This is a genomic window from Enterobacter cloacae complex sp. P2B (assembly GCF_014895985.1).
GTDB classification, from domain to species: domain Bacteria; phylum Pseudomonadota; class Gammaproteobacteria; order Enterobacterales; family Enterobacteriaceae; genus Enterobacter; species Enterobacter bugandensis.
In genome coordinates this window covers 294,333-313,219 of record NZ_JADBQQ010000011.1, presented here as the reverse complement: position 1 = coordinate 313,219, position 18,887 = coordinate 294,333, and the positions used below count along the sequence as shown (strand labels likewise).

Genomic DNA, 18,887 nt, shown 5'->3' with positions numbered 1-18,887 from the left:
TGCGGAAGGAAATTATGAAGACGTTGTTTTCTGGTCGTTCAGATATGCCTTTCGCCATGCTGCTGTTGGCCCCCAGCCTGATTTTGCTGGGGGGCCTGGTGGCCTGGCCAATGATTTCCAATATTGAAATCAGTTTCTTACGCCTGCCGCTTAACCCGCGTATTGATGCGGTGTTTGTTGGCCTGGATAACTACATCCGCATTCTGGGGGATGCTGCGTTCTGGCACTCGCTGTGGATGACGTTCTGGTATACGGCGCTGGTCGTGCTCGGCAGCACCGGGCTGGGGCTTGCCGTCGCCATCTTCTTTAACCGTGAGTTTCGTCTCCGGAAGACGGCGCGTTCGCTGGTGATTTTATCCTACGTGACACCCTCTATTTCCCTGGTATTTGCCTGGAAATACATGTTCAACAACGGCTACGGCATTGTGAACTATCTGGGCGTCGATCTGCTGCATCTGTATGACCAGGCGCCGCTCTGGTTCGACAACCCTGGCAGCAGCTTCGTGCTGGTGGTGCTGTTCGCCATCTGGCGCTACTTCCCGTATGCCTTTATCTCATTCCTGGCAATTTTGCAGACCATTGATAAATCGCTGTATGAAGCGGCAGAGATGGACGGAGCCAACGCCTGGCAGCGTTTCCGTATCGTCACGTTGCCCGCCATCATGCCTGTACTGGCAACGGTGGTGACGCTACGAACCATCTGGATGTTCTACATGTTTGCGGATGTTTATCTGCTGACCACGAAGGTCGATATTCTGGGCGTGTATCTCTATAAAACTGCCTTTGCATTCAACGATCTGGGCAAAGCAGCCGCCATTTCTGTTGTGCTGTTTGTGATCATCTTCGCCGTCATTCTGCTGACCAGAAAAAGGGTAAACCTCAATGGCAACAAATAAACGCATACTGGGCCGTATTGGTTTCTATCTGGGGCTGGCGGTATTTCTGATTATCACGCTGTTCCCGTTCTTCGTGATGCTGATGACGTCATTCAAGAGCGCGAAAGAGGCCATATCGCTGAATCCGACTATTCTGCCGCAAGCGTGGACGCTTCAGCATTACGTTGACATCTTTAACCCGCTAATTTTCCCGTTCGTGGATTACTTCCGCAACAGCATGGTGGTGTCGCTGACGTCATCGGTAATTGCGGTGTTTCTCGGCACGCTGGGCGCTTACGCCTTGTCCAAGCTGCGTTTTAAAGGACGCGCGACGATCAACGCGAGCTTCTACACCGTCTATATGTTCTCCGGGATTCTGCTGGTGGTGCCGCTGTTCAAAATCATCACCGCGCTCGGCATTTACGACACTGAACTGGCGCTGATCATCACCATGGTGACCCAGACGTTGCCTACGGCGGTATTCATGCTGCGCAGCTATTTCGACACCATTCCGGACGAAATAGAAGAGGCCGCGATGATGGATGGTCTGAACCGCCTGCAAATCATCTTCCGCATTACCGTGCCGCTGGCCATTTCCGGTCTCGTGTCGGTGTTTGTTTAGTGCTTCATGGTGGCATGGAACGACTACCTGTTTGCCTCCATTTTCCTGTCCAGCGCCAGCAACTTTACCCTGCCGGTCGGGCTGAACACGCTCTTTAGTACGCCAGATTATATCTGGGGTCGCATGATGGCGGCATCGCTGGTGACGGCGCTTCCGGTGGTCATCATGTACGCACTCTCTGAACGTTTTATTAAAAGTGGTTTGACCGCCGGTGGCGTCAAGGGCTAAGGCGGCCAATTTTTTATCAGGAGCAAGTTATGAAGAAGTTAGTTGCGACAGCGCCACGCGTGGCGGCGCTGGTGGAGTATGAAGACCGTGCTGTGGAAGCACATGAAGTGAAAATTCGCGCCCGCTTTGGCGCCCCGAAGCACGGAACGGAAGTCGTGGATTTCCGCGCGGCAAGCCCGTTTATTGATGAAGAGTTCAACGCAGAGTGGCAGATGTTCACGCCGCGTGAAGAGGGCGCTGCGCGCGGTATCGAATTTGGCAAGTTCCAGCTGGGCAACATGATCGTTGGCGACATTATTGAATGCGGTGCAGACGTAACGGAATACCAGATCGGCGACAGCGTCTGCTGCTACGGCCCGCTGCAGGAGACGGTCATCGTTAACGCGGTGAACAACTATAAGCTGCGTAAAATGCCGCAGGGCGCGTCCTGGAAGAATGCCGTTTGCTACGATCCGGCGCAGTTCGCCATGAGCGGCGTGCGAGATGCCAACGTCCGTGTGGGTGACTTTGTTGTCGTGGTCGGTCTGGGAGCCATCGGACAGATTGCGATTCAGCTGGCGAAAAAAGCCGGTGCGTCAGTGGTTATCGGCGTTGATCCGATTGAACACCGCTGTGAGATCGCTCGCCGTCACGGCGCGGACCACTGCCTGAATCCAATCGGTACCGATGTCGGTCTGGAAATTAAAAAGCTGACCGGCAAGCAGGGCGCGGACGTGATCATAGAAACCAGCGGCTTTGCAGATGCATTGCAGTCCGCGCTGCGCGGGCTCGCCTACGGCGGCACCATCTCCTACGTGGCCTTCGCCAAACCGTTTGCGGCAGGCTTCAACCTGGGCCGCGAAGCGCACTTTAACAACGCGAAGATTGTCTTCTCCCGCGCCTGCAGTGAACCGAACCCGGACTATCCGCGCTGGAGCCGCAAGCGTATCGAAGAGACCTGCTGGGAATTGCTGATGAACGGTTATCTGAACTGTGAAGATCTGATCGACCCGGTCGTGACCTTCACCACCAGCCCGGAAAGCTATATGAAGTATGTCGATCAGCATCCGGAACTCAGTATCAAAATGGGCGTCACTTTTTAAGCTAAGGACAGCAAATCATGAAGATCGCAACACAAAACCAGGCCTTTTTCCCGACCAACATCATGGAAAAATTCGAGTACATCAAAGCGATGGGTTTTGATGGCTACGAAATTGACGGCCGTCTGCTGGTGGAAAATCTCGACGAAGTGAAAGCCGCAATCAAAGCCACGGGCCTGCCGGTGACGACAGCATGTGGCGGGTACGATGGCTGGATCGGTGATTTCATCGAAGAACGCCGTCTGAACGGATTACAGCAGATCGAACGCATTCTGGAAGCGCTGGCGGAAGTCGGCGGAAAGGGCATTATCGTGCCTGCTGCCTGGGGCATGTTTACCTTCCGTCTGCCGCCAATGACCTCTCCACGCAGCCTGGACGGTGACCGCAAAGCCATAAGCGCCTCGCTGCGCTGGCTGGATGAGGTGGCCGCGCGCACCGGCACCACCGTCTACCTGGAGCCGCTGAACCGCTACCAGGATCATATGATCAACACCCTGGCAGACGCGCGTCGTTATATCGAAGAGAACGGCCTGAAGCACGTGCAGATCATCGGTGATTTCTATCACATGAACATTGAAGAAGACTCGCTGACGGATGCGCTGCATCAGAACCGCGATCTGCTGGGTCATGTTCACATTGCAGATAACCACCGCTATCAGCCGGGCAGCGGCAGCCTCGATTTCGCCAGCCTGTTCGGTCAGCTGCGTGCCGATAACTATCAGGGATACGTGGTGTATGAATGCCGTGTTCGCGCCGAGGATCCGGCTAAGGCTTATCAGGACTCTCTCACTTATTTGCGTGAATGCTAAGGATGACGAGCGTGATGAGTGCTTCTACACCTTCGCCTCTGCGCGTCGCCATTATTGGCGCCGGGCAGGTCGCGGACAAAGTGCATGCCTCGTATTACGCCACGCGCAGTGATGTTCAAATGGTGGCTGTCATGGACAGCCGCCTTGAGCAGGCACAGGCGTTCGCGGAACGTTATGCTATTCCATCGGCATGGCAGGACGCTCACGAGATGTTGCAGGCAGTAAAACCGGATGTGGTGAGCGTCTGTTCGCCCAACCGGTTCCATTTTGAACACGTGATGGCGGCGCTCGAGGCGGGTTGCCATGTGATGTGTGAAAAGCCCCCGGCGATGACGCCGCAGCAGGCTGATGAGATGCGCATCGCGGCGCGCAAGGCAGGAAAAGTCCTGGCCTATGATTTTCACCATCGCTTTGCCCTGGATACCCAACTCCTGCGCGATGCGGTAATGAACGGAACGCTTGGTGAAATTTACTTTACCTCAGCGCAGGCGCTGCGTCGCTGCGGTGTGCCGGGGTGGGGCGTTTTTACCAACAAATCGCTACAGGGCGGTGGACCGCTGATTGATATCGGCATTCATATGCTCGACGCCGCAATGTATGTCCTGGGTTTCCCGGCGGTCAAACGGGTGACTGCGCACAGCTTCCAGAGGCTGGGAAACCGTAAAAGCACCGGTCAGTTTGGCGAGTGGGATCCTGCGCAATTTACCGTGGAAGATGCGCTGTTTGGCACGATTGAATTCTGCAACGGCGGCATTTTGCGTCTGGACACCTCCTTTGCGCTTAACATTCGCGAGCAGTCAATCATGAACGTCTCTTTCTGCGGTGAAAAGGCGGGTGCAACGCTGTTCCCGGCGCACATCTACAATGACGAAGCCGGTGTTTTAGAAACCCTTACCCAGCGCGAAGAGGCGGACGATCAGCGCCATCTGCGCAGCATGGATGCTTTCGTACGTCACGTGCTGGGAGAGCCCGTGATGATTGCCGATGCAGAACAGGGACTGGTAATTCAGCAGCTTGTTGGCGCGCTTTATGAATCCGCAGAAACAGGGGAAAGCGTAACACTATGCTGAACGTCTCTGTATTAACCGATCCGGGCTTTTGTCCACACAGCCTGAATAAATACGCCTCCATCATGGCATGCGGCAATGGCTACATGGGCATTCGCGCTGCGCATGAAGAAGAGTACACCCAGCAGACCAGAGGCATGTATCTCGCTGGGCTGTATCATCGCGCGGGGCGCAACGAGACCACCGAGCTGGTCAATCTGCCGGATATCACCGGTATTGATGTAGAGCTGGACGGCGTCAATTTCACCCTCCTGGCTGGGGAAATTCTTGAGTGGCAGCGCGAGCTGGCCTTCGCTAACGGCGAACTGCATCGTAACGTTGTCTGGCGTTCGCCCGACGGCAAGCGCTATCGGCTGGAGAGTCGTCGTTTTGTGTCGCTGGACCAGTTGCCATTAGTGGCTATGCAGCTCGCGATCACGCCTCTTGATGCCGCCACGCATGCCGTGCTGAAAACCGGCATTGATGCGACGCAAACGAACAGCGGCAGACAGCATCTGGATGAACTCTCGGTCAGGGTCTTTGATCAGCACTATATGCAGGGGGTGTATGAAACGCAGGACCGGGCGTCGGAGGTTGTTGTTTCGGCGTTTTGCCAACTCTCCTCGAAAAGTGACAGCTGTTTCACCGCCAAAAATCGGCGTCTCAGCGTACATCATTCACTGACCATTGCTCAGGGTGACACTGTCACGCTTGAAAAGATCGTCTGGGTGACACATCGCAGCGATAAAGCGCTGTCACAGGAGTCTTTTGCGCGTAACGCGCTGGCCGATCTCAAAGTCAGTGCGGCAAGAGGTTACGAGGCGCTGCGTGAGAGCTCTGCGTATGCCTGGAAAGAGGTCTGGCGCGACGCCCGTGTGGAAGTGACTTCCACGGAGCAACAGGATCAGATGGCGCTGGATTATGCGGTCTGGCACCTGACCACGATGACGCCTGCCCATGATGAGCGAAGCAGTATCGCTGCGAAGGGGCTGACGGGAGAGGGGTATAAAGGCCACGTCTTCTGGGATACCGAAATTTTCCTGCTGCCTTTCCATCTGTTTACCCGCCCGCAGGTTGCCCGCAGCCTGCTGCGCTATCGCTGGCTTAATCTGGCTGGCGCACGGGAAAAAGCCCGTCGTAACGGCTGGCCGGGCGCGTTGTTCCCATGGGAAAGCGCCGCAAGCGGTGAGGAAGAGACGCCGGAGTTCGCGGCAATCAACATCCGCACCGGGGTACGCCAGAAGGTGGCTTCCGCACTTGCTGAGCATCACATCGTGGCTGATATTGCCTGGGCCGTCGTTGCGTACTGGCAGGCGACGCATGATGACGCCTTTATGCGTAACGAAGGCCTGACGCTGCTGATGGAAACGGCTTTGTTCTGGATGGGGCGCGCAACGGAGGTCAATGGTCGTCTGGAAATCCATGATGTGATCGGACCGGACGAATACACCGAGCACGTGAACAACAACGCTTACACCAACTATCTGGCCTGGCACAACGTTGCCTGCGCGCGCCAGTTTATGGCGATGTTTGGGCGTGAAGATGAGCGTTTTACGGAGAATGCTGCGCAGTTCCTGGCGCGCTTATGGCTACCGGAGGCCGATGCAGACGGTGTGATCCCGCAGGATGATACCTTCATGGCAAAACCGGCCATCGATCTGAGCCGTTACAAAGCCAAAGCGGGCAAGCAGACGATTCTGCTCGATTATTCCCGCGCGGAAGTGAACGAGATGCAGATCCTTAAGCAGGCCGATGTGGTGATGCTTAACTACCTGCTGCCAGAACGGTTTACGCCACGGCAATGCGCCGCCAATCTGGCGTTCTATGAGCCACGCACGATCCATGATTCCTCCCTGAGCAAGGCCATTCACGGGATTGTGCTCGCGCGCTGCGGTGATACGCAGGGGGCCTATGCCTTCTGGCGCGATGGCATCGCCATTGATTTGGGCGAGGATCCGCACAGCAGCGATGAGGGCATTCATGCCGCGGCAACCGGTGCGATCTGGTCTGGCGCAATTCAGGGATTTGCTGGCCTGCAAATCATTGAAGGGGAACTGCATCTCGCGCCAAAACTGCCTGCTCACTGGCAGAAACTCGCTTTCCCGCTGCGGTGGCGGAACGCAGCAATGCACTTCACGTATGAAAACGAGGTGTTAACCATTGAAACCACGGCGCCTGCCACGCTGACGCTGTGGGGCAAAACGCTCCATATCCCGGAGCGAGAAGTGTTCGCGTATAAGGATTTTCTTGCGTCCGTGAATGGGACCGCTACCACGGAGGGGCAACATGACGCTTAAGGCTGTTGTATTCGATTTGGACGGTGTGATCACCGATACCGCGCATCTTCACTTTCTGGCCTGGCGTGCCGTGGCGGAGGAAATTGGCATTACCTTCGACGAAGTGTTTAACGAACAGCTCAAGGGAATAAGCCGCATGGATTCCCTCCAGCGCATTCTGAAGCACGGCGGAAAAGAGGGGATGTTTAGTGAGGAGCAGTGCCTGGCGCTTGCGACGAAAAAAAATGCGCTTTACGTCCAGTCGCTGGCATCACTGACGCAGGATTCTCTGCTGCCGGGAATCCGCGACGTGCTGGCGGAGATCCGTGCCGCGAAGGTCAAGATTGGGCTGGCGTCCGTATCGCTCAATGCCCCAGGGATTTTGCACGCGCTGGGCATTCATCAGGCCTTCGATTTTTGCGCTGATGCTTCCCGCATTTGCCGTTCAAAGCCGGACCCGGAGATCTTCCTTGCGGCCTGTGCGGGGCTGAACGTGCGTCCTGCAGAGGCGATTGGCATTGAAGATGCCGCTGCGGGTGTTGAAGCAATCAACGCCGCAGGAATGCTGTCGGTCGGGATTGGGCCTGGCCTTAACCATGCGGGATTACAACTTCATTCAACGCGGGAACTGACCTGGAAATGCCTGACAGAATTCTGGGCGTCCCGGGCGTATTGATAAGGAATAAATTATGGCTCAACTTTCTCTGAAACATATTCAGAAAATCTATGATAACCAGGTCCACGTGGTTAAGGATTTCAACCTCGAAATTGAAGACAAAGAGTTTATTGTTTTCGTCGGTCCGTCGGGCTGCGGTAAATCCACGACGCTGCGAATGATTGCCGGTCTTGAGGAGATCAGCGCGGGTGAACTGATTATCGACGGCGTATGCATGAATGACGTGCCTGCCAAATCGCGTGATATCGCGATGGTATTCCAGAACTATGCGCTTTATCCGCATATGACGGTCTACGACAACATGGCGTTTGGCCTGAAAATGCAAAAAATAGCGCCCGCGGTGATTGAAGAACGCGTGAACTGGGCGGCGCAGATTTTAGGGCTACGCGAATACCTGAAGCGTAAACCTGGCGCTTTATCGGGTGGTCAGCGCCAGCGCGTGGCGCTGGGCAGGGCGATCGTGCGCGAGGCGGGCGTCTTCCTGATGGATGAGCCGTTATCCAACCTCGATGCCAAGCTTCGCGTGCAGATGCGTGCCGAAATCAGCAAGCTGCACCAGAAGCTTAACACCACCATGATCTATGTTACGCACGACCAGACGGAAGCCATGACGATGGCGACCCGCATCGTGATCCTGAAAGACGGCATCATTCAGCAGGTGGGTGCGCCGAAGCAGGTATACAACGAGCCGGCCAATATGTTTGTCGCAGGGTTCATTGGCTCTCCGGCAATGAACTTCATTCGTGGCGCTATCGACGATCGCTATTTCGTAACGGAAACGCTGCGTCTGGAGATCCCTGAGGACAAGCTGGCCGAGTTGAATGCGCAAGGTTACCAGCGTAAAGCGGTCGTCTTCGGGATCCGTCCGGAAGACATTCTTACCCTGCAGAGCAGCGGAGAAGATATCGCGGCGAAAGTCAGTGTCGCTGAGCTTACCGGTGCCGAATTTATGCTTTATGCCACCGTGGGCGGACATGAACTGGTTGTCCGCGCAGGCGCGGCCAATGACTACGTAGCCGGAGATACTATCGGCATTCAGTTCGATATGAATAAGTGCCATTTCTTCGACGCCGATACCGAAGCGGCTATTAGATAAGAAAGGTGTTTGCCGGAAATGCAAATTTCCGGTTTTTTTTGTTTGTTAATTATAAAGGGAATATTTAATGAGTACTCTACTAAGAAGTGCTGCGCTCGTTCTGTGCGCAGGGGTTAGCTGCGCGCAAGCAACAGAACCCGCAAAGCAGTGGGCGTTTAATATCGGTGCCATGTATGAAATTGAAAACGTCGAAGGTCAGAGCGACGATAAAGATGGATTATATGAACCCTCCGTATGGTTTAATGCAACATGGGATGCCTGGACAATCTCTCTGGCAATGTATCAGGAAGGGCCGGTTGATTATAGCAGCATGACGCGTGGCACCTATTTCGATCGCCCGGAATTTGAATTGCGCTATCGCTTTATCGGCACCGATGATTTTACGTTCGGTCTGACCGGTGGCTTCCGCAATTATGGTTATCACTTTAAAAATGAACACGGTGCCAAAGACGGCAGCGCTAATATGCAGCGTTACAAAGTTCAGCCTGACTGGGATATTAAATTAACCGACGACTGGCGCTTTGGCGGCTGGTTTGCCATGTATCAGTTTGCCAACGATCTGGATAAAACCGGTTATTCTGACAGCCGCGTCGAGACCGAAACCGGTTTTACCTGGACCATCAACGAAACGTTCTCTGTGAAAGTAAATTATTATTTAGAGCGCGGCTTCAATATGGACAGCTCACGTAATAACGGCGAGTTTTCTACCCAGGAAATTCGTGCCTACCTGCCGATTTCGTTAGGCCAGACGACGTTAACGCCTTATACCCGTCTGGGACTCGATCGCTGGTCAAACTGGGACTGGCAGGACGATCCGACGCGTGAAGGACATGATTTCAACCGTCTGGGTATGCTGTACGCCTATGATTTTAACAACGGTTTATCCATGACGCTGGAATATGCCTACGAATGGGAAAACCATGATGAAGGTGAGAGCGATCGCTTCCACTACGCAGGTGTCGGCGTGAACTACGCGTTCTGATCATGATTTACCAGGGGCGATTGCCCCTGGTTTTTAGCGCAAGGACGCCGCATCCGAAAAATGGGTATCAACCAAAATCTTATGCGGCGCAGGTTTACCCGCAATACGCTTAAACAACACGTTGCAGCTCTCTTCGCCGAGCTTTCTCGTCGGAATATCAAACCCGCCTGGCGCAGGGGTTAAAACGAGAGACAGCATCGGATCGCTGTAGCCTGCCATAGCAACCTGCTCGGGAACCATCAAATTTAACTCATCCGCTGCACGATAAAGACCCAACAATTTCATACTGTCAGTAGCAAAAACGGCATTGGGCGGGTTGTCAGACGAGAGTAATTTGCAGGCTGCCTGGAGCGCGCTTTCATGGGTATATCCGCCATCAATGACCCAGTCCGGGTTTATGTCGATACCCTGCTTCTCAAGGCTGGATTTATAACCCGCAAGGCGATCGATAGAAACGTGATAATCGAGCGGGGCATGCAGACAGGCAATTTTTGTTCGCCCATGTTTAATAAACGAATCGACCAGAATAGCGCTGTCGTGAAAATTGTCCGTATCAACAGAATAAATATTCTGGAACTTTCCTTCTACTTTTCCAATAACCACTACGGGCACACCGTATTCGTCCAGCGTGGTGAAAAAAGATTCGTTTGCGGGTGAACTCAGCATGATGATCCCTTTGATCATCTTCTGCTTTATTTTTCCCACGCACTTCTGCAGATCGTCCTCACTGCTTTTCGAGGTTTGTAAAATAACGTCAAACCCTTCCTCTTCCGCTTTTGCCGTAATGGCGTGAAGAACATCGGAGAAAAAAGGGTTACCGGCAGTAGTTTTGGTCGAGCGGGTCGAAATAACCATAATGGCATCAAAGCCAGAAGAGGTCAGGGCGCGGGCCAGTTTGTTGGGCTGATAATTTAATTCGTCTATCGCCTTAAGCACTTTGTCTCGCGCTTCAGGGGAAATATTCGTTTGTTTATTCAGAACGCGGGAAACGGTTGATTTCGATACGCCCGCAACCCGTGCGATATCATAGATGGTGGGTGACATACACCTTACTCACTCCGGACTGACAGCAATGTCGTTCATCTTACTGGAGAGAAAACGGCAATAGCAATAAATAAGAATTGATAATCAACGATCTGCCCCCATTTATTGTATTCTGAAGCCATACATTCCTGGCTTCCGGGCAATGAAGGATGGCGATGAAGCGATTTAAGAACGAACTCAATTCTCTGGTGAACCGCGGCGTTGATCGACATCTGCGTCTGGCCGTCACCGGCCTGAGCCGCAGCGGTAAGACGGCGTTCATCACCGCGATGGTAAACCAGTTGCTGAATCTGCACGCCGGCGCGCGGCTGCCGTTGCTCAGCGCCGTGCGCGAGGAGCGTCTGCTGGGCGTTAAGCGCGTTCCTCAGCGTGATTTTGGCATACCGCGTTTCACCTACGACGAAGGGCTGGCGCAGCTTTACGGCGATCCGCCCGCGTGGCCGACGCCAACGCGAGGCGTCAGTGAAATTCGCCTTGCGCTGCGCTTTCGTTCTAATGAATCGCTGATACGTCACTTTAAGGATACCTCAACCCTGTATCTGGAAATCGTCGATTATCCCGGCGAATGGCTGCTCGACCTGCCGATGCTGGCGCAGGACTACCTCAGCTGGTCCCGCCAGATGACGGGCTTGTTGCAAGGGCAACGCGCAGAGTGGTCAACGAAATGGCGACAGCTGTGCGAGGGCCTTGATCCGCTGGCACCTGCGGATGAAAACCGTCTGGCGACCATTGCTGAAGCCTGGACGGACTATCTGCATCAGTGCAAACAGGAAGGGCTGCACTTCATCCAGCCGGGCCGTTTTGTCTTGCCGGGTGATTTAGCAGGCGCGCCCGCGCTGCAGTTCTTCCCGTGGCCGGATGTGGACGGCGCAGGCGAGTCGAAGCTGGCACAGGCCGACAAACACACGAATGCCGGCATGCTGCGCGAGCGTTACAATTACTACTGCGAAAAGGTGGTCAAAGGTTTTTATAAAAACCACTTTTTACGTTTCGACCGCCAGATTGTGCTGGTGGATTGCCTGCAGCCGCTCAACAGCGGGCCGCAGGCATTTAACGATATGCGTCTCGCGCTGACGCAGCTGATGCAGAGTTTCCACTATGGGCAGCGGACGCTGTTTCGTCGTCTGTTCTCACCGGTGATCGACAAGCTGCTGTTTGCGGCCACAAAAGCCGATCACGTTACGGTCGATCAGCACGCCAACATGGTTTCTCTGCTGCAGCAGCTGGTGCAGGACGCCTGGCAAAACGCCGCGTTTGAAGGCATCAGTATGGATTGTCTTGGGCTCGCATCGGTGCAGGCGACCCAAAGCGGCCTGATTGACCTTAACGGCGAGAAAATACCGGCATTACGCGGGAATCGACTCAGTGACGGCGAGCCGCTTACCGTCTATCCCGGCGAAGTCCCCGCGCGGCTGCCGGGTCAGGCCTTCTGGCAGAGTCAGGGCTTCCAGTTTGAAGCCTTCCGCCCTCAGACCATGAGCGTCGATCGGCCGTTACCGCACATCCGTCTGGATGCGGCGCTGGAGTTTTTGATTGGAGATAAACTGCGATGACGGAACCCTTAAAACCGCGCATAGACTTTACCGGAACGCTTGAGCCCGAGCGTCAGGACGCCTTTAAAACGGCGCAGACGTTCAGCGGCGCGCAGGCGCAGAACTTCGCCCCGGCGCTGCCGGACGATCCCACCGTCGAAGACGGTCCGGCGGAGGCGGTCGTGGAAGCCGCTCTACGTCCTAAACGCAGCCTGTGGCGCAAGATGGTCACCGCTGGTCTGGCGCTGTTTGGCGTCAGCGTGGTCGGGCAGGGCGTGCAGTGGGCGATGAACGCCTGGCAAACCCAGGACTGGGTTGCGCTGGGAGGATGTGCCGCGGGCGCGCTCATCGTGGGGGCGGGCGTCGGGTCGGTTGCCACCGAGTGGCGCCGCCTCTGGCGTTTGCGACAGCGTGCGCACGAGCGCGATGAAGCGCGGGATCTCCTCCACAGCCACGGCACTGGCAAAGGCCGCGCCTTCTGTGAAAAACTGGCCAGCCAGGCCGGTATCGATCAGTCGCATCCGGCGCTCCAGCGCTGGTACGCCGCCATCCATGAAACCCAGAACGACCGGGAGGTGGTCACGCTCTATTCCCATATGGTTCAGCCGGTGCTGGATGCCCAGGCGCGGCGTGAGATTAGCCGCTCGGCGGCGGAATCCACGCTGATGATTGCCGTCAGCCCGCTGGCGCTGGTGGATATGGCCTTTATCGCCTGGCGTAACCTGCGCCTCATCAACCGTATCGCGAACCTTTACGGCATAGAGCTGGGTTACTACAGCCGGCTCAGGCTGTTCAAACTGGTCCTGCTCAATATCGCCTTTGCGGGCGCGAGCGAGCTGGTGCGCGAAGTGGGAATGGACTGGATGTCGCAGGATCTGGCGGCGCGTCTTTCAGCCCGTGCAGCCCAGGGCATTGGCGCGGGCTTGCTGACGGCGCGTTTGGGTATCAAAGCGATGGAGGTGTGCCGTCCGCTGCCGTGGATTGATGGCGATAAGCCGCGGCTGGGGGATTTCAGGCGTGAATTGATCGGTCAGCTGAAAGAGACGCTCAATAAAAAACCGTCTCCTTGAGGCATTGTTCACTAATCGTGCTGGCTGTCAATATTTGTTGACAGCCATCTTCCGGTTCACCGAGTTCTGACATATCATTTTAACGTTATTGGCTTAAAACGGTGAATTTCCCATGCGTCTTGAAGTCTTCTGTGAAGACCGTCTCGGTCTTACCCGCGAATTACTCGATCTTCTTGTTTTACGTAGCATTGATTTACGTGGCATTGAGATCGATCCTGTCGGGCGAATTTACCTCAATTTTGCCGAAATTGAATTTAACACCTTCAGCAGCCTGATGGCGGAAATCCGCCGTATCGCTGGCGTTACGGATGTACGCACCATCCCCTGGATGCCCTCCGAACGTGAGCACCTCGCCCTGAGCGCGCTGCTTGAAGCGATGCCCGAACCGTTCCTCTCTTTGGATCTGAAAAGTAAAGTCGAGCGCGTTAACCACGCGAGCTGCCAGCTTTTCGCGCAGAACCAGGAGAAGCTCAGCAGCCACCACGCCGCGCAGCTGATTCCCGGTTTTAACTTCCAGCGCTGGCTGGACAGCAACCCGCAGAATACGCACAGCGAGCATGTGGTGATTAACGGGCAGAATTTCCTGATGGAGATCACACCGGTCTATCTGAAAGGAGAAGGAAATAGTCGCGTATTGACCGGGGCGGTGATCATGCTGCGCTCGACTCTACGCATGGGGCGCCAGCTGCAAAACCTCTCCAGCCAGGACGTTGGCGCATTCAGCCAGATTATTGCCGTCAGCCCGAAAATGCGCCACGTGGTTGATCAGGCGCGCAAGCTTGCCAGCCTGACCGCGCCGCTGCTGATTACCGGCGATACCGGCACCGGGAAAGATCTGCTGGCGCACGCCGTGCATCTGGCAAGCCCGCGTGCGGCTAAACCGTATCTGGCGCTTAACTGTGCCTCTATTCCAGAAGATGCCGTCGAAAGCGAGCTGTTTGGACACGCGCCGGAAGGCAAGAAAGGGTTCTTCGAGCAGGCCAACGGCGGCTCCGTGCTGCTGGACGAGATCGGCGAAATGTCGCCGCGTATGCAGGCTAAACTGCTGCGTTTCCTGAACGACGGCACCTTCCGCCGCGTCGGTGAGGATCACGAAGTGCATGTGGACGTGCGCGTCATTTGCGCCACCCAGAAGAACCTGGTGGAACTGGTGCAAAAGGGGATTTTCCGCGAAGATCTCTATTACCGCCTCAACGTCCTGACGCTGAACATTCCACCGCTGCGCGATTGTCCGCAGGACATCATGCCGCTAACGGAGCTGTTTGTGGCCCGCTTTGCCGACGAGCAGGGCGTTCCGCGTCCGAAACTGTCTGCAGATCTCGGCACGGTGTTAATGCGATACGGCTGGCCGGGCAACATTCGTCAGCTTAAAAACGCCGTTTATCGCGCGCTGACCCAGCTGGAAGGGTATGAACTGCGCCCGCAAGATATCCTGTTGCCGGATTACGACGCCGGAACGGTATCGGTAGGCGAAGAAGCGATGGAAGGCTCGCTGGATGATATCACCAGCCGCTTCGAGCGCTCCGTGCTGACGCAGCTGTACCGCAGCTACCCCAGCACCCGCAAACTGGCAAAACGGCTTGGCGTCTCGCATACCGCGATTGCGAATAAGCTACGTGAGTATGGATTGAATCATAAGAAAGGTGACGAATAACAAAAAGCCTCTGTAAAGAGGCTTTTTTAATGCTTATTCCTTCGCCAGCGGCGTGGTCACGATCTCTGTTTTTGTCTCGCCCTGAATCGACGCAATCCTGCTTTCGACGTCCTTCACCTGCTGCGCGCTGTGTAGCAGGGTATAGGTCAGGTCAAACTGAGCGCTGGCACCTGGTTGCAGCTGCTTAACCCGCTTCTGCTCGCGTTCAATGGTGACGGGGTAGGCGTAGCTGGTGCCTGGCTCAATCCCCGTGACATAGCCCTGTTTTGGCGTATCGGTGTTTTTCCACAGGGTTAGCACGGGCAGCTGGCGGGTATCAAACTGAATTGACGCGCCTTTGTCACCGGCTTTATTCACCACCGCCGCGAGGGTTTCATGATTGCTGTCCGCAAGCGGTTTGATGTTAAAGACCATCTCATCAAAGCCTTTTGTCGGCCCGGCGTAGGTTTGCCAGTCGTTAACGCCCGCTTTCGCGTAATCATTGAACGGGCTCACGCTTGCCGCCGGGGCAAGGAAGCGCGCGCCTTCTTCGAGGACAGGCGCCCCGAAGTTGCTATGGTAGATGATCTGATAGTCATGAGGGTAATCGGCATGGTTCGTCAGAACGTCATGCAGGCTGAACTGGTTGGTTCCTGGAACGTAACGCAGTTCGGTCATGGTTTGCAGATCCGCTTTTTTAAAGGTGCTTTCTTTGATGAGACCGCGAATACGAATTTCATGCGGGGCAGCATCCGCAATTTCTACCTCCACCTGGGATGCCGGTGTATTCCCCGCCTTGCCATGCAGGGTGTAAATCTGGCCGTCAGCGGTGACCGGGTGCCCCGTCCATTCGTAGCCACAGCGGACCATCATCTCGTTGAAACCTTCCAGCCAGCCAAGTCCGTTTCGGCTTTCCAGATTAATATACGCCGGGTTAACGACCTCTTTAACGGGGGAGTTCCAGCCCAGCCTGGTGCCAAAGCCCTCCACATGCAGAAGGTTCATCCCGCGCGTCGGGCTTAAGGTGATGGTCAGGCCGTTTTTACTGCTAATAACGATCACTTTACTGCCTTCCTGCTTGCCTCCGTGCAACACTTTTTGCTCAATGCTGAACGTTCGATCGTTAATTTTCAGCTCATCGCTGGATATCTTCCAGTTTCCTTTTTCCACGCTGCTTTCAGCGCTTGTCAGCACCCAGGTTTTTGCTGCGGCATGGCCCGAAACCAGTACCGAAAGGAGCGTTAAAGCCAGTTTTATTTTCATATTTATCCCTTGTTGCTGAAACGATTATTTAACTTCGTAAGCAAATCTAATGTTTTGGCGATAAGGGAAATGTGATGCGCCTCACTGAGGGTAAATTCAGGGTTGTTTAACGATCAATATGCGGGTGTGATCGCTATTTTGCTGAATTCCAGAAACTTAATTGCGTTAATTTTGTGACGCAAGCTCATTGTTGCTTTAACGATTCAGCGAGTAATTAATAAAAAACCCCGCCATAGCGAGGTTTTAAAAAAGCGGTATAGAATGCTAAGTAATGATTATGCTTTCAGCTTTTCCAGCGCGGCGGTGTAATCCGGCTCGGTAGTGATTTCATTAACCAGTTCGCTGAAGATGACAGTGTCGTTTTCATCAAGAACCAGTACCGCGCGTGCTGCCAGGCCTTTCAGAGGGCCTTCGGCGATGCTGACGCCGTAGTTTTCGAGGAAATCCGGGCTGCGCAGGGTGGAGAGGGTGATAACGTTGCTCAGGCCTTCAGCACCGCAGAAGCGAGACTGGGCGAACGGCAGGTCAGCAGAAATGCACAGCACAACGGTGTTGTCCATTTCAGTTGCCAGCTGGTTGAACTTACGCACGGATGCGGCGCAAACACCGGTATCAATGCTCGGGAAAATGTTCAGCACTTTGCGTTTGCCCGCAAACTGAGCCAGTGTGACGTCAGACAGATCTTTAGCCACCAGAGTAAAAGCCTGCGCTTTGCTGCCAGCCTGCGGAATGGAACCTGCAACAGCAACCGGGTTGCCCTGGAAATGAACGAGTTGTGACATAGATATCTTCCTGTTTACATATAGTTAACGTCGGGGCTAGTGTATGTCATCCGCGGATAACACGGCAAACCAAATTTTTTCGCCTTTCCGGGCTGCAAGGAGTCAGTGATGAGAAGTGTTAAGGTCTATGAAGAAGCCTGGCCATTGCATACCCCGTTTGTGATCTCCCGCGGCAGCCGAAGCGAAGCCAGCGTGGTGGTCGTTGAAATCGAAGAGGACGGTTTTAAAGGCGTAGGGGAGTGCACGCCTTACCCGCGCTATGGTGAAAGCCTCGCGTCAGTGATGGCGCATATCATGACGCTGGTGCCAGACCTGCAAACCGGGCTCACGCGCGAGGCATTACAGCAGCGTTTGCCCGCCGGGGCCGCACGTAACGCCATTGATAGTGCACTCTGGAGTCTCGAGGCGGCGAAACAGCAGCAACCCCTGACAGCATTGCTGGGCGTGGCGCTGCCGGAATCGGTGGCTACCGCGCAAACGGTAGTGATTGGCGAGCCGGAACAGATGGCCGCCAGCGCCAAAGCGCTTTATGACGCCGGGGCCCGGCTGCTGAAGGTGAAGCTCGACGATCGTCTGATTAGCGAGCGGATGGTCGCCATTCGCGCGGCGGTACCCTCAGCCACGCTGATTGTTGATGCCAATGAATCATGGCATCCTGAAGGGCTGGCCGCCCGCTGTCAGCTGCTGGCCGACCTGGGGGTAGCCATGCTGGAGCAGCCTCTGCCAGCAAAAGATGACGTGGCGCTGAAGAACTTTATCCATCCGTTGCCCGTTTGTGCGGATGAAAGCTGTCACACCCGCGCGAGCTTGAGCGAGCTGCAGGGCCGCTACGAGATGATTAATATTAAGCTCGACAAGACCGGCGGGCTGACAGAGGCGCTGGCCCTGGCGGCAGAAGCCCGGGCGCAAGGTTTTTCACTGATGCTGGGCTGTATGCTCTGTACGTCCCGGGCAATCGGCGCGGCGCTACCGCTGGTCAATCAGGTCCGTTTCGCCGATCTGGACGGCCCGACGTGGCTGGCGGTTGACGTCTCTCCCGCGCTCCATTTTACCAGCGGCGTGCTTCATCTCTGAGGCTGCCAGCGTAAAAGATCCACCATGGCTTTTAAGTATTTTTCGCTGGCCTCGTCGGAGGAGATCGGCGGGAATTCAGCGGTTATGCAGGGCAGGCTCAAATCGGCGCACCAGCTACCGAACGAGCCTGGCGTTTCATAGCCCACGCTGGTCACGAGCGGCAGAGCGAAAGCGTCTGCCAGCCACGCGCCAAGCTCGGAGTGACGCGGATCTTCAATACAGGCCAGCGGATCGTGGAAGGAGACCACCCACGCGGGATGGATCTTATGGATTAGCTGGCACAGCGCCTGGGTTTCCGGCTCTGAGCCCGGCTTATCTCCCGTTAGCAGAACCACATCACGCTCCTCGGCGGAGCTGTTCCAGCGATACACCGTTTCCCCTGCGCGCCAGTTTGCTGCCGGAAAATTACGGTTTAAGTCAACGCCTCGCGCATTGGCGCGAAGACCCAGCTGGCAGCCGTCCGGGTTAACCGCCAGAATCACGTGATGACGCCGTAATGACGGCGTCAGCGTCCGCAGCGCACATGAAAGCGTCACGATGGAGGAGTTTTCATCCCCGTGCGTGCCGGCAAGAATCAAGCCGCTTTCGCGGTCTGCGTCGGGGGCGGGGAACCAGATCAGCGATGCGCCTAAAAAGGAGCGGCCATATTGCTCAGCGCCCGGCGGAAAGGCGCCGCGTTCCGCTCTTGGTCGGGTGGTTGCCATACGAAATCCTGATAAAGAAGTCACTACTGGCAGTGTTGTGCAAAACCCGCTGTTAATCAAATAGTTTCCGTAATGGCTAAGAATTGCCTTAAATCA

16 protein-coding genes and 1 pseudogene are annotated in these 18,887 nt (G+C 55.3%); 13 read left to right on the top strand and 4 right to left on the bottom strand.

Annotated features, from left to right (window positions below; genetic code table 11):
• Positions 1 to 14 precede the first annotated feature (14 nt).
• The 9 genes and pseudogenes from IM313_RS11575 (at position 15) to IM313_RS11535 (ending at position 9,689) form a co-directional block, all read left to right on the top strand.
• Complete coding sequence (locus tag IM313_RS11575; RefSeq protein WP_028013373.1) at positions 15 to 896, top strand: carbohydrate ABC transporter permease; 882 nt, start codon at positions 15 to 17, stop codon at positions 894 to 896.
• Positions 883 to 1,725: pseudogene (locus tag IM313_RS11570) on the top strand (carbohydrate ABC transporter permease). Before IM313_RS11575 ends, IM313_RS11570 begins: the two are co-directional and overlap by 14 nt.
• A 29-nt stretch (positions 1,726 to 1,754) precedes the next feature.
• On the top strand, positions 1,755 to 2,807 hold the full coding sequence (locus IM313_RS11565; protein ID WP_041909681.1) for a zinc-binding alcohol dehydrogenase: 1,053 nt from the start codon (positions 1,755 to 1,757) through the stop codon (positions 2,805 to 2,807).
• Positions 2,808 to 2,824: 17 nt separating this feature from the next.
• The gene (locus IM313_RS11560; protein ID WP_192971161.1) at positions 2,825 to 3,613 is read left to right on the top strand and encodes a sugar phosphate isomerase/epimerase; all 789 of its coding nucleotides are present in this window, start codon (positions 2,825 to 2,827) and stop codon (positions 3,611 to 3,613) included.
• Between the two features lie 11 nt (positions 3,614 to 3,624).
• Positions 3,625 to 4,683, top strand: a complete 1,059-nt coding sequence (locus tag IM313_RS11555; RefSeq protein WP_192971160.1) for a Gfo/Idh/MocA family protein — start codon at positions 3,625 to 3,627, stop codon at positions 4,681 to 4,683.
• Entirely contained in the window at positions 4,677 to 6,956 is a 2,280-nt protein-coding gene (locus tag IM313_RS11550; protein ID WP_192971159.1) for a glycoside hydrolase family 65 protein, read from the top strand. Before IM313_RS11555 ends, IM313_RS11550 begins: the two co-directional genes overlap by 7 nt.
• Entirely contained in the window at positions 6,946 to 7,611 is a 666-nt protein-coding gene (gene pgmB, locus IM313_RS11545) for a beta-phosphoglucomutase (RefSeq protein WP_045260648.1), read from the top strand. Before IM313_RS11550 ends, pgmB begins: the two co-directional genes overlap by 11 nt.
• 13 nt (positions 7,612 to 7,624) lie before the next feature.
• A complete protein-coding gene (locus IM313_RS11540) occupies positions 7,625 to 8,707 on the top strand; it encodes an ABC transporter ATP-binding protein (RefSeq protein ID WP_041909689.1) in 1,083 nt (360 codons plus the stop codon).
• Positions 8,708 to 8,774: 67 nt separating this feature from the next.
• Positions 8,775 to 9,689: an OmpG family monomeric porin gene (locus tag IM313_RS11535; protein WP_192971158.1), complete on the top strand. Its 915-nt coding sequence runs from the start codon at positions 8,775 to 8,777 to the stop codon at positions 9,687 to 9,689.
• A gap of 33 nt (positions 9,690 to 9,722) precedes the next feature.
• On the opposite strand, the gene IM313_RS11530 is transcribed toward IM313_RS11535, so the two are convergent.
• Positions 9,723 to 10,733: a LacI family DNA-binding transcriptional regulator gene (locus tag IM313_RS11530; RefSeq protein ID WP_028013364.1), complete on the bottom strand. Its 1,011-nt coding sequence runs from the start codon at positions 10,731 to 10,733 to the stop codon at positions 9,723 to 9,725.
• Between the two features lie 155 nt (positions 10,734 to 10,888).
• Here IM313_RS11530 and IM313_RS11525 point away from each other — a divergent pair, with 155 nt between their 5' ends.
• The 3 genes from IM313_RS11525 to tyrR all read left to right on the top strand — a co-directional run bounded on the left by IM313_RS11525 (position 10,889) and on the right by tyrR (position 14,989).
• Entirely contained in the window at positions 10,889 to 12,286 is a 1,398-nt protein-coding gene (locus tag IM313_RS11525) for a YcjX family protein (RefSeq protein WP_045260646.1), read from the top strand.
• Positions 12,283 to 13,335 carry a YcjF family protein gene (locus IM313_RS11520; protein ID WP_192971157.1) on the top strand — a complete coding sequence of 351 codons (1,053 nt, stop codon included), beginning with the start codon at positions 12,283 to 12,285 and terminating at the stop codon, positions 13,333 to 13,335. Before IM313_RS11525 ends, IM313_RS11520 begins: the two co-directional genes overlap by 4 nt.
• 112 nt (positions 13,336 to 13,447) lie before the next feature.
• The gene (tyrR, locus tag IM313_RS11515) at positions 13,448 to 14,989 is read left to right on the top strand and encodes a transcriptional regulator TyrR (protein ID WP_192971156.1); all 1,542 of its coding nucleotides are present in this window, start codon (positions 13,448 to 13,450) and stop codon (positions 14,987 to 14,989) included.
• A 33-nt stretch (positions 14,990 to 15,022) separates the two neighbouring features.
• Here tyrR and IM313_RS11510 read toward each other — a convergent pair whose 3' ends face one another.
• A complete protein-coding gene (locus IM313_RS11510) occupies positions 15,023 to 16,231 on the bottom strand; it encodes an aldose 1-epimerase family protein (protein WP_048959060.1) in 1,209 nt (402 codons plus the stop codon).
• 275 nt (positions 16,232 to 16,506) lie between these two features.
• A complete protein-coding gene (gene tpx / locus IM313_RS11505) occupies positions 16,507 to 17,013 on the bottom strand; it encodes a thiol peroxidase (RefSeq protein ID WP_028013359.1) in 507 nt (168 codons plus the stop codon).
• 108 nt (positions 17,014 to 17,121) lie between these two features.
• On the opposite strand from tpx, the gene ycjG reads away from it, so the two are divergent.
• On the top strand, positions 17,122 to 18,087 hold the full coding sequence (gene ycjG / locus IM313_RS11500; RefSeq protein WP_192971155.1) for an L-Ala-D/L-Glu epimerase: 966 nt from the start codon (positions 17,122 to 17,124) through the stop codon (positions 18,085 to 18,087).
• Here ycjG and mpaA read toward each other — a convergent pair.
• Positions 18,078 to 18,791: a murein tripeptide amidase MpaA gene (gene mpaA, locus IM313_RS11495; protein WP_047364989.1), complete on the bottom strand. Its 714-nt coding sequence runs from the start codon at positions 18,789 to 18,791 to the stop codon at positions 18,078 to 18,080. The two genes, ycjG and mpaA, sit on opposite strands and share 10 nt — an antisense overlap.
• Positions 18,792 to 18,887 lie beyond the last annotated feature (96 nt).

What these genes read in the sequence shown, in the direction of transcription:
- IM313_RS11575 (WP_028013373.1), top strand. Translation starts at nt 15, where the DNA reads ATGAAGACGTTGTTTTCTGGTCGTTCAGATATGCCTTTCGCCATGCTG.
- IM313_RS11565 (WP_041909681.1), top strand. Translation starts at nt 1,755, where the DNA reads ATGAAGAAGTTAGTTGCGACAGCGCCACGCGTGGCGGCGCTGGTGGAG.
- IM313_RS11560 (WP_192971161.1), top strand. Translation starts at nt 2,825, where the DNA reads ATGAAGATCGCAACACAAAACCAGGCCTTTTTCCCGACCAACATCATG.
- IM313_RS11550 (WP_192971159.1), top strand. Translation starts at nt 4,677, where the DNA reads ATGCTGAACGTCTCTGTATTAACCGATCCGGGCTTTTGTCCACACAGC.
- pgmB (WP_045260648.1), top strand. Translation starts at nt 6,946, where the DNA reads ATGACGCTTAAGGCTGTTGTATTCGATTTGGACGGTGTGATCACCGAT.
- IM313_RS11540 (WP_041909689.1), top strand. Translation starts at nt 7,625, where the DNA reads ATGGCTCAACTTTCTCTGAAACATATTCAGAAAATCTATGATAACCAG.
- IM313_RS11535 (WP_192971158.1), top strand. Translation starts at nt 8,775, where the DNA reads ATGAGTACTCTACTAAGAAGTGCTGCGCTCGTTCTGTGCGCAGGGGTT.
- IM313_RS11530 (WP_028013364.1), bottom strand. Translation starts at nt 10,733, where the DNA reads ATGTCACCCACCATCTATGATATCGCACGGGTTGCGGGCGTATCGAAA.
- IM313_RS11525 (WP_045260646.1), top strand. Translation starts at nt 10,889, where the DNA reads ATGAAGCGATTTAAGAACGAACTCAATTCTCTGGTGAACCGCGGCGTT.
- IM313_RS11520 (WP_192971157.1), top strand. Translation starts at nt 12,283, where the DNA reads ATGACGGAACCCTTAAAACCGCGCATAGACTTTACCGGAACGCTTGAG.
- tyrR (WP_192971156.1), top strand. Translation starts at nt 13,448, where the DNA reads ATGCGTCTTGAAGTCTTCTGTGAAGACCGTCTCGGTCTTACCCGCGAA.
- IM313_RS11510 (WP_048959060.1), bottom strand. Translation starts at nt 16,231, where the DNA reads ATGAAAATAAAACTGGCTTTAACGCTCCTTTCGGTACTGGTTTCGGGC.
- tpx (WP_028013359.1), bottom strand. Translation starts at nt 17,013, where the DNA reads ATGTCACAACTCGTTCATTTCCAGGGCAACCCGGTTGCTGTTGCAGGT.
- ycjG (WP_192971155.1), top strand. Translation starts at nt 17,122, where the DNA reads ATGAGAAGTGTTAAGGTCTATGAAGAAGCCTGGCCATTGCATACCCCG.
- mpaA (WP_047364989.1), bottom strand. Translation starts at nt 18,791, where the DNA reads ATGGCAACCACCCGACCAAGAGCGGAACGCGGCGCCTTTCCGCCGGGC.